This window comes from Pseudomonas sp. KT_2_4, from assembly GCF_041410225.1.
In the GTDB taxonomy this organism is placed as follows: Bacteria; Pseudomonadota; Gammaproteobacteria; order Pseudomonadales; family Pseudomonadaceae; genus Aquipseudomonas; species Aquipseudomonas paracarnis.
Genome location: NZ_CP166962.1, coordinates 5,545,429 through 5,562,104 on the forward strand (window position 1 = coordinate 5,545,429; position 16,676 = coordinate 5,562,104).

The following is a 16,676-nucleotide window of genomic DNA, read 5'->3' on the forward strand; positions in this document are numbered from 1 at the left end:
TTTTGTGGGCGGCGGGTTCAGCTCATCATGCCTTTCACCAGGCGCTCCTGTTCGATCAGCTCACGCTGACGGGCGTCGATGCGCGAGGACAGCGGGAAGTTATTGCCAGCACGCCGCTTGGCAAAGTCCAACTGCTGGATGGCTTGTTGGAAATCCCCCACCAATGCGAAATATTCAGCGCGAGCCTGATGCAGGCCAATAATGTTGCCGGACAAACCGCGTGTTTCAGCAACCTGATACCACACGTCCGGATCGTCCGGCCGCGACTTGAGTAGCCCGTCCAGCGCCTTTTCTGCATCGGCGGTACGGTTCTGTTTAAGCAACAGATCTACCCGCACCTGGTTCAATGGATAGTTGCTGGGGTACTGGGTGAGCATGCGGTCGGTACGTTGCTGCGCATCCGGCATGCGGTTGCTGGTGATGTCCAGTTCGATTTGGGCCAGGTTGTAGGTGATGTCGTTAGGCGCCTTGGCCAGCAACGGCGCCAGGCTTTCCCGCGCTTCCTTGAGTTGAGTACCCTTGATCTGGGCGATGGCCAGGCCATAACGCGCTACATCATTTTTAGGGTTTTCATCCAGCTGTGCCTGGAAGCGCTTGGCGGCCAGACCTGGCGTGTCTTCGTATTTGAGCTGCACCCGTGCGCGAATCAATTGATAGCGCAGGCTGTCTTCCTTGCCGCCAGGTTTGGCTTGTTCGGCGCGGTTGCGGGTGTCGGCGATACGCGATTCGGTTACCGGGTGAGTCAGCAGGAATTCCGGCGGCTTGGCGTCGAAGCGGTATTGGCGCATCAGCCGTTCGAACATGGTGGGCATGGAGCGCGGGTCGTAGCCGGCTTTCTCCAGGTTGAGAATACCGATGCGGTCGGCCTCTTGCTCGTTCTGGCGGGAGAAGCGGCGCTGTTCCTGGATCGCGGCGGCTTGTGAGCCGGCAATCGCGGCGATACCGGCATCACCGGCACCCGCAGCAGCGGCGATAATGCCCCCAAGCAGGGCGGCCATCATCGGCAGTTGCATGCGTGATTGCGCTTCCACGCCTCGGGCGAAGTGGCGCTGGGACAAGTGTGCCAGTTCGTGGGCCAGTACCGACGCGTATTCACCTTCGGTCTGTGCATTGAGAAACAGGCCGCCGTTGACCCCGACGATCCCACCGGGAGCCGCAAAGGCGTTGAGCTGTGGGCTGTTGATCAGGATGAATTCCAGGCGCCGGTCATTGACCTGGCTGGTCTCCACCAGCTTGTACACGCTGGTTTCAACGTAATCCTTGAGTTGCGGGTCGTTGAGTTGCGAAACCTGGCCGCGCAGGTAGGCCAGCCAGGCGCGGCCCAGTTGGTATTCCTGTTGCGGCGAGACAATGGCAGAACTGGCATCACCAAGTGACGGCAGGTCGTCAGCGAAGGCCGGGGAGGCCAGCAGGCAGGCCAGCGTCAGCAGGGTAGGGCGCAAAAAAGTCATGCACAAAGCCTTTCGACAAAGAGCTTACTGTAGCCGGACACTGAGCTTGGGACCAGATATTCTAAGCAGCCCGAATGTTTGCCTGGAGTAACACCATGACCGACGCTGTAGCCTGTGACGCCGAACTCGACGCCAGCGGTCTGAACTGCCCTTTACCATTGCTCAAGGCCAAGCTGGAGCTCAATAAAATGGCCAGTGGTGCCGTGCTCAAGGTGACTGCCACCGACGCCGGCTCCCAGCGTGATTTTCGCACCTTTGCCAAGCTGGCCGGCCACACCCTGGAGCATGAAGACGCCGCCGAGGGTGTGTACCGTTATTGGTTGCGCAAGGCCTGAAGGCCTTATCGAGGCAAGATCAAGCCTTGTTCAGCGCCTGCGCTGCCGCCAGAACCGCATCAACATGCCCCGGCACTTTCACGCCGCGCCATTCCTGACGCAGGACGCCTTGGCTGTCGATCAGGAAGGTGCTGCGATCCACGCCCAGGTATTCCTTGCCATACAGCTTCTTCAACTTGATTACATCAAACAGCTGGCAGACCGCTTCGTCCTTATCGCTGATCAGCTCGAACGGAAATTCCTGTTTGCCCTTGAAGTTCTCGTGGGACTTCACGCTGTCACGCGACACGCCGAACACTTCGGTGTTGGCGGCCTTGAACGCGGCGTACTGGTCACGAAAACCCTGGCCTTCGGTGGTGCAGCCAGGGGTGCTGTCCTTCGGGTAAAAGTAGATCACCACTTGCTTGCCCTTGAAGGCTGCAAGGCTGAAGGTCTGGCCGCTGGTGGCCTGGGCCTCGAAATCGGCCACGGGTGTGTCGATGGCTACCGGCATAGAGAAGTACTTCCTTACATTGGGTTCTGTGGGCGCCATGGCTCGATCAAGGCGTCGAGGTTCAGGGCATCGGCGAAATCCAGGAACTGGTCGCGCAACCAACTGATCTGTACACCGGCCGGCAAGGTCACGGTAAAGGTGGCATTGAGCATGGTGCCGCCGGTTTGTGGCGCCTGGTAGGTGTCACAGGTCAGGTTTTCCAGCTCGACGTTGTGGTCGATAAAGAACTGGCACAACTCGTTGACGATGTCCGAACGGTAGGCCGAGCTGACATAGGCTACGTAAGGCAGGGCCTGGGGACGGTTTTCCAGGGCAGCGCTGCGTACCACGTTGACGGTGAAATCATGCTTCTTGGCCAGGCCTGGCAGGCCGGTTTCCAGACGCGCCAAGGCATCCCAGGAGCCAGAAATCTGCAGGACCAGCGCACTGCACTCGCCATGGCGGGTCAGGCGGGAGGTCACGACGGCGCAGCGGTTCTCATGGCTGGCGCGGCACAGGACGTTGGTCAGCTCCATGGGGTTGGCGCCGAGGGCACTGATAACAAGGAATTGTTCGCGAACTGTGGGGGTGGACATGCAGCCTTCCTAAAGCGATGAGCGGTCGATACCGTGTGGGCGGTATCGATCAAAGGATCAAGGGTAGCGAAAAGCGTCGCCAAGGGCTAGGAGGTGGCGTTTTCATTGCGTGATCAGCCCGCTTCGGGCGGTGCTTTGGCCTAATGATGGCATTGCCCGTCGTTTAGTTGCGCCAGAACGCATCCTCACGCGGTACTTCGCTTGTACAAGCATCTTGGCGCCAGTACCATTACGGCTCTCTTTTTCCGGCAGGAGCGGTTGCATGATTGCGGGCAGTATGGTGGCACTGGTCACACCCATGGATGCACAAGGTCGTCTCGACTGGGACAGCCTGGGCAAACTGGTGGACTTCCACCTGCAAGAGGGCACCAACGCCATTGTGGCGGTCGGCACCACAGGTGAATCGGCCACCCTTGATGTGGAAGAACACATCCAGGTGATCGAATTCGTGGTCAAGCGCGTAGCGGGCCGCATTGCCGTGATTGCCGGTACGGGCGCCAACTCGACGCGTGAAGCGATCGAGCTGACCAAGAACGCCAAGAAGGCCGGCGCCGACGCTTGCCTGCTGGTGACTCCGTACTACAACAAGCCGACCCAGGAAGGCTTGTACCAGCACTTCAAAGCCATCGCCGAAGCCGTGCAGATCCCGCAGATCCTCTACAACGTACCGGGTCGCACCGCGTGCGACATGAAGGCCGAGACCGTGATCCGCCTGTCCACCGTGCCGAACATCATCGGCATCAAGGAAGCCACCGGCGACCTGCAGCGCGCCAAGGACATCCTGGCCGGCGTGAGCAGCGACTTCCTGGTGTATTCCGGTGACGACGCCACCGCTGTCGAGCTGATCCTGCTGGGTGGCAAGGGCAACATCTCCGTGACCGCCAACGTGGCCCCGCGCGCCATGAGCGATATGTGTGCCGCCGCCATCGCGGGCGATGCAGCCACCGCGCGTGCGATCCACGAGAAGCTGATGCCGCTCAACAAGACACTGTTTATCGAATCCAATCCTATTCCCGTGAAGTGGGCGCTGTTTGAGATGGGCCTGATGCCGGACGGTATCCGTCTGCCGCTCACCCGCCTCAGCGAAGCCTGTCACGAACCGCTGCGACAGGCCCTGCGCCAGTCCGGCGTCCTGGTTTAATTGAGGAAGCACTACGCATGAAGCGATTGGCCGGACTTTCCGCACTTGCCTTGATTATCTCCAGCACCAGTGGCTGCGGTTGGGTATGGGGCCCGGAAGGCTACTTCCGTGACCGCGGCAGCGATTACCTGGAAGCGCAAGCAACCAAACCGATGCAACTGCCGCCTGATGTCAATGTCGCCAAGCGCCTTGACCCGCTGCTGCCGATTCCACGCAACGTTGCCGACGACACGGTCAAGGGTGAGTACGTAGTGCCACGCCCACAGCCGATTATGTCCGTGGCCGATGCCAGCGACTACAGCCTGCAAAAAAGCGGCGACAATCGTTGGATCGTGGCTCAGCGTCCGCCTGCCGAAGTCTGGCCGGTGGCGGTGCAGTTCTTCCAGGACAACGGTTTTAGCATCGACCAGCAACGCCCGCAGACCGGTGAGTTCACCACCGCGTGGCAGCAAGGTCGCGAGCTGTCCGCCAACATGGCCCAGCGCCTGCTGGCGGGCGGTGTTGCCGCCGACAGCGAAGCTCGTGTGCGTGTGCGCATCGAGCCAGGCGTGCAGCGCAACACCAGCGAAGTCTATGTGGTCAGCGCCGAGCGTCCTGCAGGCAGCACAGCCAACGTCGATTTCACTCCACGTTCGGTCAACACGGGTGTTGACGCCGCGCTGGTCGACGAAATGCTCGCCAGCATGAGCCGTATTTCCGAGAAGGGCGGTTCCGTATCCTTGCTCGCCGCCCGTGATTACGACACCCCTAGCCGCGTCAGCCTCACCGAAGACGGCAGTGGCAACGTCGTGCTGAACCTGGGTGAAGATCTAGACCGTGCCTGGGCCAGTGTTGGCCGCGCGTTGGAGCAGGGCCCTTGGCGCGTTGAAGACATCAACCGCAGCCTGGGCCTGTACTACATCAACGTGGCTGAAAAGGCTGAGAAGAAGGACGACGAGCCAGGTTTCTTCGGCAAATTGTTCGGCAGCGCGCCGACCAAGGAAGAGATCGAAACCCGTGCCGAGCGTTATCAGGTTCGTTTGAGCAAGGTGGGCGAAAGCGTGCAAGTCACCGTCGAGAAGAACATCAACACCGTCGCGCCAGCTGAAACAGCGCGCAAAGTGTTGGGCGTGATTCAAGACAACCTGGGCTGATCCGATGCGTTTTGCCGTTCTCGGCAGCGGTAGCCAAGGGAACGGTACGCTGGTCGCCCATGATGACACGTACGTGCTGGTCGATTGTGGTTTCTCGTTAAGAGAAACCGAGCGACGCCTGCTGCGCCTCGGTGTTCACCCGGCGCAGTTGAGCGCGATTCTAGTGACCCACGAACATGCCGACCACGTGCATGGCGTGGGTTTACTGTCTCGGCGCTACAATCTGCCGGTGTACATGAGCCGCGGCACGTTGCGCGGGATGCGCAAACCCATCGAGCCGGCAGGTTTTCTGGCTGGTGGCGAGCAACTGCAAATCGGTGCCCTGAGCATCAATGTCGTCGCGGTTGCCCACGATGCCCAGGAGCCGACGCAATACGTATTCAGTGACGGTGAGCGGCGCTTCGGTGTGCTCACCGACCTGGGTTCTTATTGCGCCAAGGTGCTGGAGGGTTACCGGGACCTCGATGCCTTGATGATCGAGTCCAACCACTGCCGAGACCTGCTGGCACGCGGTCATTACCCTTACTTTCTCAAGCAACGGGTGGGCGGCGAGCTGGGACATTTGAACAACCACCAGGCCGCATACCTGGTGTACGAGTTGGGCTGGCAAGACCTGCAACATCTGGTCCTGGCTCACCTCAGCAGCAAGAACAACCTGCCGACGCTTGCCCGGCAATGTTTTGTCGACACCCTAGGGTGCGACCCGGACTGGCTGCAACTGGCCGATCAAGATTCAGGGCTCGACTGGCGACACATCGCCTAGCCCACCTTACTCAAAGCGGAGCCCATCATGGAAAAACGTGAAGAACTCTACCGCGGTAAAGCCAAGTCGGTGTACAAGACCGACGACGCCAACCGCCTGATCCTGCTGTTTCGCAACGACACCTCGGCGTTCGACGGCAAGCGCATCGAACAACTGGATCGCAAAGGCATGGTGAACAACAAGTTCAACGCCTTCATCATGCAGAAGCTCGAAGCGGCCGGTATCCCGACCCAATTCGACAAACTGCTGGGCGACAACGAGTGCCTGGTCAAGAAGCTCGACATGATCCCGGTGGAATGCGTCGTGCGCAACTACGCCGCCGGCAGCCTGGTCAAGCGCTTGGGCGTGGAAGAGGGCCTCAAGCTCAACCCTTACACGTTCGAACTGTTCTTGAAGGACGACGCCAAGGGCGACCCGTTCATCAACGAATCCCACGTCGTGGCGTTCGGCTGGGGCACCGCTGAGCAACTGGCGCGCATGAAGGAGTTGTCCCTCAAGGTCAACGACGTGCTGACCAAGCTGTTCGACGACGCCGGCCTGTTGCTGGTGGACTTCAAGCTCGAATTCGGCGTATTCCACGACGGCTCCATCGTCCTGGGCGACGAATTCAGCCCGGACGGCTGCCGCCTGTGGGACAAAGACACCAAGAAGAAGATGGACAAAGACCGCTTCCGCCAAGGCCTCGGTGACGTGATCGAAGCCTACGAAGAAGTCGCCAATCGTCTCGGCGTACCGCTGTAATCGACGCAAGCATCTGATAGCACGGAAAAAAATCACCTTTGGGGTTTGCTTCCGCGAAACACACTGTTATGATGCGCGCCGTTGGAGAGATGCCAGAGTGGCCGAATGGGACGGATTCGAAATCCGTTGTACCTTCACCGGTACCTAGGGTTCGAATCCCTATCTCTCCGCCATATTAAAAACCCTTATGAATCAATGACTTATAAGGGTTTTGGCGAAGTGCTTTTGTACCAGCGCTTTGTACCAAAAAATAGCCCTGATCTTCGGATTGGGGTTTTTTTTGGTCAGAATTCTATCTGGCCAAAGATGATGAAGCTTGTGGGATTGTGGCCTCCGACCTCAGTACAGGTGCTGTTTCGCATCCGAGATACACCGCGTCGGGCTTCTCACGCTGAGCTAAGGCTTCTTCACGCACTCGATTTCATGCTCTGCGGATTAAGGCAGGCAGATAGCTAGCGGCAGCCAGCTATGTGGTTCCTCAAGACAAGCGTTAGCGGCGGTATGAACGGGTCACTCACAAGATACAGGTGCGCCTGTGTGCTGTGGGCTTGAATAAAAAAGATGATCATGGCATTTTGACATAAATATCTAGGCGCAAAGGATTGTCATGCCAACCTCATTATCTAAATATCTCGGAATTCCCAAAGCGACATTGGACTCCCTTGGAGTGTTTGATCCGATTCTTGATCACGATACCCGCCTATTTATCGACCCTCTCCTGCTGAAACACTGCAAAGCCCCCGAATTCGCCTCCAGTTATTCAGATTTACAAAGCAGGTTTTTAGCAATTGGGAAGTTGCTGCAAACAAGCAAGGAAAAACATGATGTTTTCTGGAGGTCGGCTGCCGCTAAGATGAGTTGGCATGAAGTGCGAGGACTTTGTATTGGTTACTCTGCTGGTGGCACTGCAGGAAGCGGAATTGGTAAGGGGCTTAGGGATCGAATTTTAGAGACTGCTAAAATAATTATAGATGCGGGAAAGACCGATCCTGAACTTTTTGAATTGGTGGGACTATTTGAGGATAATTTTGGGCCAGATCGTATTAGTGATATGACTGCCAATATTATTCAAGCTGATATATTGACTTACTCGAATAATATCTACAAAAAAATATTGCCTAAAGGGTGGGCTGGCGCCATTGATAGACGAAGTGGCCTTCCTACAAATCCATTTACAGCCGAACCTATCTTACTAGTCCCCAAAGAGCTGCTTAGAGATTTACCGGCTGCATTTGAGTGGAGCGGGTCAGATGAAATTGGTGTCAGCAGTGAGGAGCTAAGAGAAACGCTCAATGCTTTGGTAGGTTCAAGTTGGCGTTCGCTAGCCAACATGAAAAAAGAAGATCTCAAGAAGTTGATCTTGAAATATCCTGATCTCATTGATGATTTGGTTGATCAGTATGCGTCTAAAGAAATAAAGCCCTACGATTTTAACGAGGATAAAAAGGGTGAGTATTCGTGGTACCAGAGAACAGTAGATGCTGTCTCTGAGCACCCTGTAGAACTATCGCTGAGCGCCCATCCAAATTTAGATGAGGTCCATAAGCTGGTGCTTAAAATTTGCGAGAAGTTTAAGGATCTTGTGGAGAATAACGGCTTAAATACTTTGTTCTATGACAATAAATCGAAAATAAAAAATGAGACGGCAATCCAGTTGGCATTTTATGGTGTGGCGGAATCTTATTGTGAAGCAAATAAGATAATGATCGCCAGGGAGTCAAATTCTGGTCGTGGGCCAGTAGACTTCAAGTTTGGTTCTAATGGTGAGAATAGTGTGTTGGTTGAGATTAAGAAATCGGACAATTCCCATTTGAAAACCGGCATCACCCGTCAACTCCCTGAGTATATGAAATCTGAAAAATCCCGAAGAGCTATTTATTTAATACTCGATTTGGGTATGAATCAGAGGCAAGTCGATAATATGAACTCTGTTCATCAAGCGATTGCGGGGTCAAATATATCTGTGGTGTATATTGATGGTCAGCTCAAGCCTAGTGCGAGCAAGTACTAAATTTATGCCTTATTCAGAATGCTCACAGGGCAGGTCCGCGGTCGCTTAGCGACCTGCAAGCAGACCAAAGATACGCTGGGTTACTGACTAACGCTCAATGAAAGGCAGATCATTGGTGACGTTCTGCCTTTCGTATGGATTGATCTGGCAAGATTTCTGAGCCTTGTATCGTCGTTGCCTAGCTGTTTGCCTGCGTCTTATGGAATTCTTCAAGACACTCTGTGAAATCGTTCCTGAATTCCGTTGAGCTATGATCGTTTATCCAATAGTAGCTGCGGATTTCACTTGCTTGGATTTCTAGCTCTTTTAGCTTTTCAGAAATTACATCAATTTCGTCAAGTGCATTTTTCTGTGCCATGGAATTCTTACGAAGTTCCACGTATCTCCAAAATTTCCCCGCTTCTATGTTGGTGATTCTTTGACCGTAATTGAAAAGGGTCGTAGTGCCTGCCTTTTGTAATCGTGCGTAGAATTTTAGCTGGTTGATAAAGACGGTAGATACGTTTTCGATTGTTATATGGTTTTGCGTTTCGTTTTTCATGCAGGCGTCGATAAATGGAAAATTATCGTCGTGCTCTATGTTAAACCATGAAAATGAAGTTCTATATGATTGGGTGGTTGTCGCTATTTTTTCATGCTCCTTAAAATACTCGTATGCGTCGAAGAGAATTTTATCTTGCTTCCCAACTAAATCTTCGTATTTTTGATCGAGAGCCTTGAATTTCTTATCTATTTCCGATCTTGGCATCGTTTGCTGCGCGTTACCAAAATTTCTTGAGGATCGATATGCATAATCGGCAAGGAAATCAGAGTATTCGAGTTCGCCCTTATGGGCTAGCTCCTGTGCTAGTTTGTGAAGCTCGGCTTTAGCACCAACAAAGTCGCAATCGTCTATTTTGGCAAAAATTGAATTCAGCTCTTCATGCTTCACGTCGGATCTCCCTATGTGGTGGTAGGCAAGCACATTGCCTGCTTTACCCTGATGCGTGATACGTGGCGTGATCCTCAATAGGAGGAAATCGTGAGCCTGCCACGCTTTGAAACCTTCGTCGAGCACTGGTATGGTCCGATCTAGAGCGTTTCAACGTAAGGGAGCGGCATGAAGATTTGGGCATGTGCGAAAGGGGTAAACGGCTTCATCAATCGGGAGGATGGTCGCTACAAGCTGTTCTTCATCTGGCAAGTCCTCAAGATGCGCCGCCTGAACCCCTCTGAATTCAGCGCTTTGACCTTCTTCAGTACCCACAGCCGAGAGGAAAAGCGCCGTGAGATGGTTGCCGTCAAGAACGGGTATTTCCGGTACAAGAACCTTGATCCGATGACTCGAACTGGTGACAGTGATGGCGAATCCCTTTCCCATGCCTGTCTCATAGCCATCCTTTCCCAGCTCGAAACGATCAATTTCGTCATTGATAATGAGATCGTTCCCTTCACCTTCACGCGCCTCGTAGCTGAGGAAACCCGGTTAAAATTCGGGAACGGCAATGGCTACATTCCTGACCTGTATGGCGAGTTCACAGCCGACAATCCTTACTACAAGAAGTGGGGAGGGAAGGTGGCGATTGAGGTCTACTATTCGAACCCATGCGGCATGCAGAAGGTTGTCGATTTCCGTGACCACGGAATCCCCATCATCGAAATCAAAATTACTGACAGCATCAAGGTTGAGAAGTACATCAACAAAGATGATGTAGAAGGGAGTCTTGAGAGGCGCTACCAGCAGGTTTCTGAAATCGTTTCTCGGCAGTTGTACTGCAAAGTGCTTTCTGACCCGGTGAGCACCAGATTCCATGAAGATTTCGCACGGCAGGCAGAGAGGGATCGGATAGCTCTGGTCGAGAAAAACAAGCGCGAAACCACATTTCTTTTCAATAAGCTTCGTGAAGCCGAATCGCTCGCTGAGGCGGTGGGCAAGGAGCGGGATGGCTTTTCCCATGCGAAAGGTTTGTTGGAAAAGGATAAAGCTGGTCTTGAGGCTTCGACCACTGAGCTGAACCAAAACGTGGAGAATCTGAAGATCGAGCTTGGGAAATACAAGACGGCGTACACGAACAGGGTTAACGAGATCAAAACCTTGAAGGGCGAATTGGAAGATACCAAGGCAGGATTCTTGATGAAGATCTGGCGAGCGATACGTGAGCGCTGAGAGGTTGTTTGATCCGACCTTGATAGGCGTTCCGGTGGTCGCTTTGTCCAACTCAGACGGTTGTGTCGTTTCGCGTTGCCCCATAGCCAAAATCAAAGATCCCCATATTGGTGGGCTCGGCATAAAAATGGGTGCCCCCTTCTTTGAAATTAAGCACCTGTTGAAGTCTCACGGCTTGCGGGTTGTATCCTCAAATTACGCTCTTTACTAAGAAGTCAGCAACCGCGTAATGCGCGTTCTAGAGAGCTTCGCCCCTCGCATCGAGGTTTACTCAATTGATAAGAATAAGTTGCATACTGTGGACGCCCAAAGTTAGATAGGGTTCCCATGGACATTGGCGCTTTTTCTTACAGAGATATCCCTTGGCTACCGTTGAGCACATCCACTTCAGTCCGCATGACCTTTCTGTCAAAGACCGCCTGATTACCTACTCGTCGAATAGCTCCCGGGTAGTAATCGAAGGGCTACCACAAATTTTCTGGGTAAACGGCTTGCCCTGGAGAGAGGCGAACCTCTGGGCTATGGAGCGTGTCACCAATGGGGAAGCAATCCTAAAGACCGTTTCCAGCAACGTTAATGGACTGCTGAACTACGCGAAGTTTTTGGAGAGCCGCAGACTTGAGTGGTTTGAGTTCCCGTCTCGAAAAGCTGATCGGTGTCTCGTTCAGTACCGTGGGGCGCTTATTAAGGCGCGAGATGCTGGTCATATCAGCCCAGCAACGGCCTCCGAGTACATGCGCAACTGCATCAGTTTCTATAGGTGGGTCAGGAAGCGTGGGCTTCTATCTCCGCTGTTGCCACTATGGAAAGACAAGCGCTTTTTCATCAAATACTTTGACCAGGTTGGTTTTGAACGAACCTTCGCTGGCACTACTACCGATCTGGGGATTCCCAACCGGAAACGCATCGGGATCACTTTGGAAGGCGGGTTGCTTCCTGTCACCTCATCTGACCGCGACGTCATTCTCGATTTTGCAAAACGTAATGCCTCGCCTGAGCTGTACCTGATGCTAGCTCTAGGCTTTTTCACGGGTATGCGACTGGGAACAATCTGTGACCTTCGTATCGGCGCGTTGGAACGTGCGATACCTGATCCGTCCGCTAAAGGCCTGCTTAGGATATTTGTGGGGCCAGGTGCGTCCCCGCCCGTGCATACCAAATTTGGAGTAACTGGCCAGGTATGGATTCCCGAAGCTTTGTGTTCAGAAGTTTTGGAATATTCCAAGGGGCTCCGCAGGTTAAGTCGCGAGGCATCTGCTGCCGATGAGAATCGAGACCTAGTTTTCTTGACTCGTTTCGGTAATACCTTCGGACGGCGCAGCAGCGATCAGTCTTCGGCCATAAACGTTGAGATGTCATCGCTTAGAAAAGCAGGCATCACAGCTGGCGTTAAGGTACTCAGGACATTTCGCTTCCATCAGTCCCGGTGCACCTTTGGAACTGAGCTAGCCAAGCTGGCTTTAGCAAATTGCGATGATGTGGCGATAGTGATTGCGACTGTTAGCAATGCATTGCTTCACGGTCGAAATTCGGAGGCTACTACCTTCAAATACATCAAGTTTGTGCAAGCCACACCCGCTAAGCAGGCCATTGCGAACAGCTTCATGGCTGCGTTTACAGGGATTTCTTCCAGGCACGGAGCGAGCAATGAATAATCGGACGTCTTCAGACCTAACGTTTCCAATGCTTGAGTACGCGAAGAACGAGACGCCTTGGGATCTGACCCCATTTTTATACAGCGGTGGTGCAAAGGCAAAAGTGAAGACTGTACGCAATGAAATCACATCAGGTGTTTTAGGGGATCCTTTGCTGGAACGGGTAGAGCTTGTAAAGGAGCTCCACGAGTGTTTGGCCGACGACCTTGTAGGCGGGGGGAGCCGCTTTTCGGCGAATAACAAGATCGGTTCGTTGCGGCAGTTTTTTCGGTGGGCGGATCAATCCGGACGCCAGTTGAGCATTGACAAGGTTGCGCAAGCTTACCTGGGGTGGGCAGAGCATCTTTTACACCGTCACCGTGTGGAAGGATATTTAACTGCCGGATCGTTATACGACACTGCAAGTTTGACAGCGACGATGCTTGATCGAGTGCTAGGCCGAAGCTCGACACTTTTGTACAGCACACGAATTCGCAAACCCAGAGGCAACGGACGGGTTAGAAATGGGAGCGCTGATAAGCAAAGTGTGGAAGAGAGCTTTTCTTTCGGGCAGTTAATTGCCGACCTCTGTACGTCACTCACTTATGAGGCTGTGGCGGGACCACTCCCCATCCAAGTGGCATTGAGATCGGGTACAACGCTACCTATCTGGTGCGGCCTTCGCGATACAGAGAAAGAAGCGTCACGACGGGTTCGACCTCAAACCAAATTCCAGATTGCGGCCATCCTTCGACACCGAGAATTCCGGGACTCTGACGTTTCAATCGAGACTCGATACCCGGCAGTAAATCTGAGAATCGAAGCCGAGATGCTTATGTTCATCGCGCAAACCGGCATGAATTTGTCGCAGGCGCATCAACTTCGGATCGACCAATACCACTATACGAGTCACCTTGATGGTTACCAAGTCAGGTCTTACAAAAAGCGTCGTCAGGGCGAAGTGCTATTTGAAGTTTTCTCAAGCTACAAGGAGTGGTTTGAACGCTACATTGAGTGGCGAAACACGTGGTTTCCGGACGACCTAGAGGGGCTTCTTTTTCCTCTCGTCCGTCTTGGGGGACGTCTCGTTGTAGAAGCTCCTCAGTTCACAGCTCTAGTGCGCCTCTGTACCGATTCCAATATTCGATTCGTTCGACCACGTAAGCTACGGGGTGCTCGTATTAACTGGTTGTTACGTGAATCGCAACGCCCTGAACTGGTCGCGGAAATCGCACAGCACACAGCTGAAACGTTGATCCGTGTGTACGCTGAGCCCAATCCGCAAATTGCGATGATTGAAATTACTCGATTTCACCGGCAATCAGATCCCGTCATTTGCTCACCTGCTCCAGGTGCTTGTGCGACGTCCTTGCCAGAATCGGTCGTAGATGCTCCGACGAATGCACCTGATCCCGATTGTATCAACGCTGCTGGTTGCCTCTTCTGCGTCAATCATCGGGATATTGAAAGCGAAGATCACGTCTGGTCGCTAAGTAGTTTGCGCGTGCTCAAGAGCTTGGAGCTAACTAGATATCGTCCAGCTTCCACGGATAGATCTGAGGAGGCTGACCATCCTGCAATGCTTGCGATTGAGCGTCTGAGTGCGAAGCTGCGGTTCTTTCAAGAAAGTAGCGAGGTGCGTCGGCTTTGGGTTGAGGAGGCACTGGCTCGCATAGCTGAGGAGAGTTATCACCCAGCTTGGGACGGATTTATTCGGCTGGCGGAAGTTACAGCGGGACCTTCCTTATGAATATCCTCACGACGTTAGGGCTTTCTATTGAGTCGCCTCTCGCCGTTCCCGGAGCGCCAAATTACCGTCCTGAGAGCTGGCCTCCGCCACCTGATTGGCCTGTCGTAATTGATGCACAGGGCAAAGTAGTAAGCCGTTGGGGCGACCCAGTTTGGAGGCTTGACCCATGGGCCAAGAAGGCGTTAACGCTAAATTTCGGGGATGGCCCCGCCACAAAAGTCGCGGCGCCCATTAGCTCGGCGAACGCTGATCTGCTTCGTATCATCACAGGCTGGTGGCTATACGGGCCGTACGGCGCTCGCGGCTATCGATCTCTAAAGACGCGGTTCGATCAGATGCGGCGGTTGTTTGTTTTGTGTGAAGAGGCAGGAATACTGGCCAGCGAATTGAGCCGCTTTCCACGCGTATGCGAGGAAATCCCTGCCTTTCTTCATGCCTCAAGAAAGACTGAGTTTCTGTCGTTAATGCATGAGCTATACGCGTCTCGCAGCGCCGTAGGGTTTACTTTGCTGGATTCGGGCTCGCTAACCCGTCTGGCTGCGCTGTTTCCACCCCACCAAACAGCTCAAACACCGTACATTCCTCCACGTATTTGGCACTACCAAGTCACCAGGCTGCGAGAGTGTCTTGATGACTTCCTATCCCATCAACAACAAGTTGAAGCTTGTTACCGGTTCAGCATTGAGGCTTACGAACATAATCATAGAGTTTCAAAAAGAGTGGCGTGCGCAAACGCACAACCTTTTTGCGGCCATAAGATGCATTTATCAGGCGCTAAAACGGGGCTTCGTTTTCTCGGAGCGTTTGCAGATACCGCGAAACGCTTCGGCATTTTTGAGCTACTTGAACGTTGGGTGGGGCGCAGTGGTGAATTGCAAGTAAGAACGCTGACTAGCTATCTGAAACTGGTCAATAGCGCAGGTTTAGCTTACATCCTTAACTTCAGCCTCATGCGAGTCGAGGAAGCTTGGAATCTTCGAGCGGGATGCCTTGAGGTCGAGCACGACAAGAATTTCGGCGACATTTTTTTGTTACGTGGACAGACGACGAAAACGCAGGCCGATAGCGACGCCCTGTGGGTCACATCCCCATCTGTAAAGGTCGCAGTGAGGGCGATGGAGGTCATTTCTCTGTTTCGGTCATTATACGCACCTCATGTAGCTGCGAGCGGGCTCACGGGGCGTTTTTTAACCTCGTTTTCTTACGAACCGTGGGCCCCATCGAGCAAGAAAAATGATCACTCACTGAGACCAAGTATTCCGTCATATTCCGACCTTTTGAGCCACTACGGCAAGGTGTTTGACTTGGAGCGTTTGCGTATCACGAGTGAGGATTTGAAATTGGCCCGGCTAGCTACTCCTACATTGCCGGAGGACTATCAAGTGGGCGCGGTATGGCCGTTAGCATGGCATCAGTTGCGTAGAACTGGTGCAGTAAACATGCAAGCTTCCGGGCTCGTAAGCGATGCCTCGCTTCAGTACCAACTCAAGCACGTCACCCGAGCGATGAGCCTTTACTACGGACAAAATCACTCGCAGATGCGTCTAGAGGATAAGGCTCACACGCTGTACGTTCGCACGATGTACGAGACGCTTGGTAGAGAGTTACAGCAGCTTACGAGTGAGCGTTTTGTAAGTCCCCATGGAGATAAACGTAAGGCTGAGATCGTTCGGCTGATCACGCCAGAGGATGCAAAGAAGATGATCGGTTTGGCGAAGAAGGGTGCCGCAGCATGTCGCCAAATCCTTCTTGGCGTTTGCTCGAGTCGCAAGCCTTGTCCGTACGGAGGAGTCGACAACATTGCTCATTGCGGGGGCGGTGATTCGGAGGATGAAAAACCTTGCCCTGATGTGCTGTATGACTCAGAACGATTGGACGCAGTCGATGATCTTGAACATGTCCTCAAAGAGCGGCTTGTTAATGCTCAGTACGGAAGTCCGCTAATGGAGTCCTTAATCGCTCAACAACGAAGCGTAGAGAGCTTCCGGCGAGTCATAGGGGGAGCAAATGGACGTTGAACTCACGGCGCGTCGCAGCGCGGCCGATCAATATCGCGAGGCTTTTGAGCGCTTGAAACTCAATAAGCCGCAGCTTCTAACGAAGGGGACACCGGTTACTCAAAACAACGTGGCCAAAGAGGCCGGGAGCGATCCGTCGGCACTTAAGAAATCACGTTTCCCGAGTCTCATCGCAGAGATAAAAACCTACATCGAACAACATGCGGAGGAGCGACCTCGTTCGTTGAACCAGATAAATCATCTTGCCCGTCAGAAAAGCCGCGCCTTGCGAGATCGGATTGAGCAGGTTGCCCGACAGCGCGACCAGCTAGCAAGTTTATTGAGCGAGGCGGATGCGAAAATCATAGAGCTGTATGACCGTATTGCTGAGCTTGAACGACAGTTACCTGCGTCCAACATACTATCGTTGGATCCACGCGGGCCCAGAAAGCTTTGAGATGGCAGTCGTGGGGGTACACGATCCGCAACTAGCCGCAAGGCTAGGG

Annotated in this window: 16 protein-coding genes and 1 tRNA gene; 13 read left to right on the top strand and 4 right to left on the bottom strand. The window is 53.6% G+C overall.

Features of this window, described 5'->3' with window-relative positions; all coding sequences use genetic code 11:
* Positions 1-17 precede the first annotated feature (17 nt).
* Entirely contained in the window at positions 18-1,451 is a 1,434-nt protein-coding gene (locus AB9N64_RS25530; protein WP_003189458.1) for a M48 family metalloprotease, read from the bottom strand.
* Positions 1,452-1,546: 95 nt separating this feature from the next.
* On the opposite strand from AB9N64_RS25530, the gene AB9N64_RS25535 reads away from it, so the two are divergent.
* Entirely contained in the window at positions 1,547-1,786 is a 240-nt protein-coding gene (locus tag AB9N64_RS25535; protein WP_014717366.1) for a sulfurtransferase TusA family protein, read from the top strand.
* Between the two features lie 19 nt (positions 1,787-1,805).
* Here the strand turns inward: AB9N64_RS25535 and AB9N64_RS25540 are convergent, their stop codons facing one another.
* Positions 1,806-2,279: a peroxiredoxin gene (locus tag AB9N64_RS25540; RefSeq protein WP_014717367.1), complete on the bottom strand. Its 474-nt coding sequence runs from the start codon at positions 2,277-2,279 to the stop codon at positions 1,806-1,808.
* A 14-nt stretch (positions 2,280-2,293) separates the two neighbouring features.
* Positions 2,294-2,854, bottom strand: coding sequence for a glycine cleavage system protein R (locus tag AB9N64_RS25545; protein ID WP_003189463.1), 561 nt, complete (start codon positions 2,852-2,854; stop codon positions 2,294-2,296).
* A gap of 262 nt (positions 2,855-3,116) precedes the next feature.
* Here AB9N64_RS25545 and dapA point away from each other — a divergent pair, with 262 nt between their 5' ends.
* The 6 genes from dapA to AB9N64_RS25575 all read left to right on the top strand — a co-directional run bounded on the left by dapA (position 3,117) and on the right by AB9N64_RS25575 (position 8,643).
* Complete coding sequence (gene dapA, locus AB9N64_RS25550; RefSeq protein WP_014717368.1) at positions 3,117-3,995, top strand: 4-hydroxy-tetrahydrodipicolinate synthase; 879 nt, start codon at positions 3,117-3,119, stop codon at positions 3,993-3,995.
* Between the two features lie 17 nt (positions 3,996-4,012).
* Positions 4,013-5,128 carry an outer membrane protein assembly factor BamC gene (gene bamC, locus AB9N64_RS25555; protein ID WP_014717369.1) on the top strand — a complete coding sequence of 372 codons (1,116 nt, stop codon included), beginning with the start codon at positions 4,013-4,015 and terminating at the stop codon, positions 5,126-5,128.
* 4 nt (positions 5,129-5,132) lie between these two features.
* Complete coding sequence (locus AB9N64_RS25560) at positions 5,133-5,891, top strand: MBL fold metallo-hydrolase (RefSeq protein WP_014717370.1); 759 nt, start codon at positions 5,133-5,135, stop codon at positions 5,889-5,891.
* A gap of 27 nt (positions 5,892-5,918) precedes the next feature.
* On the top strand, positions 5,919-6,632 hold the full coding sequence (gene purC, locus AB9N64_RS25565) for a phosphoribosylaminoimidazolesuccinocarboxamide synthase (RefSeq protein ID WP_005786030.1): 714 nt from the start codon (positions 5,919-5,921) through the stop codon (positions 6,630-6,632).
* A gap of 83 nt (positions 6,633-6,715) precedes the next feature.
* A tRNA-Ser gene (locus tag AB9N64_RS25570) sits at positions 6,716-6,805 on the top strand.
* Between the two features lie 434 nt (positions 6,806-7,239).
* Positions 7,240-8,643: a hypothetical protein gene (locus tag AB9N64_RS25575; protein WP_050575618.1), complete on the top strand. Its 1,404-nt coding sequence runs from the start codon at positions 7,240-7,242 to the stop codon at positions 8,641-8,643.
* Between the two features lie 178 nt (positions 8,644-8,821).
* Here AB9N64_RS25575 and AB9N64_RS25580 read toward each other — a convergent pair whose 3' ends face one another.
* On the bottom strand, positions 8,822-9,574 hold the full coding sequence (locus AB9N64_RS25580) for a hypothetical protein (protein ID WP_137270978.1): 753 nt from the start codon (positions 9,572-9,574) through the stop codon (positions 8,822-8,824).
* Between the two features lie 168 nt (positions 9,575-9,742).
* Here AB9N64_RS25580 and AB9N64_RS25585 point away from each other — a divergent pair, with 168 nt between their 5' ends.
* The 6 genes from AB9N64_RS25585 to AB9N64_RS25610 all read left to right on the top strand — a co-directional run bounded on the left by AB9N64_RS25585 (position 9,743) and on the right by AB9N64_RS25610 (position 16,627).
* Entirely contained in the window at positions 9,743-10,789 is a 1,047-nt protein-coding gene (locus tag AB9N64_RS25585) for a hypothetical protein (protein WP_069143926.1), read from the top strand.
* A 34-nt stretch (positions 10,790-10,823) separates the two neighbouring features.
* Positions 10,824-11,000 carry a hypothetical protein gene (locus tag AB9N64_RS25590; protein WP_371360398.1) on the top strand — a complete coding sequence of 59 codons (177 nt, stop codon included), beginning with the start codon at positions 10,824-10,826 and terminating at the stop codon, positions 10,998-11,000.
* A gap of 151 nt (positions 11,001-11,151) precedes the next feature.
* On the top strand, positions 11,152-12,444 hold the full coding sequence (locus AB9N64_RS25595; protein WP_032873808.1) for a site-specific integrase: 1,293 nt from the start codon (positions 11,152-11,154) through the stop codon (positions 12,442-12,444).
* Positions 12,437-14,173 carry a hypothetical protein gene (locus tag AB9N64_RS25600; RefSeq protein ID WP_019819593.1) on the top strand — a complete coding sequence of 579 codons (1,737 nt, stop codon included), beginning with the start codon at positions 12,437-12,439 and terminating at the stop codon, positions 14,171-14,173. The genes AB9N64_RS25595 and AB9N64_RS25600 overlap by 8 nt, the downstream gene beginning before the upstream one ends.
* Positions 14,170-16,191 (top strand): hypothetical protein, encoded by a 2,022-nt coding sequence (locus AB9N64_RS25605; protein WP_236183096.1) that lies wholly within the window; start codon positions 14,170-14,172, stop codon positions 16,189-16,191. The genes AB9N64_RS25600 and AB9N64_RS25605 overlap by 4 nt, the downstream gene beginning before the upstream one ends.
* Positions 16,181-16,627, top strand: coding sequence for a hypothetical protein (locus AB9N64_RS25610; protein ID WP_019819597.1), 447 nt, complete (start codon positions 16,181-16,183; stop codon positions 16,625-16,627). Before AB9N64_RS25605 ends, AB9N64_RS25610 begins: the two co-directional genes overlap by 11 nt.
* The last annotated feature ends 49 nt before the right edge of the window (positions 16,628-16,676 follow it).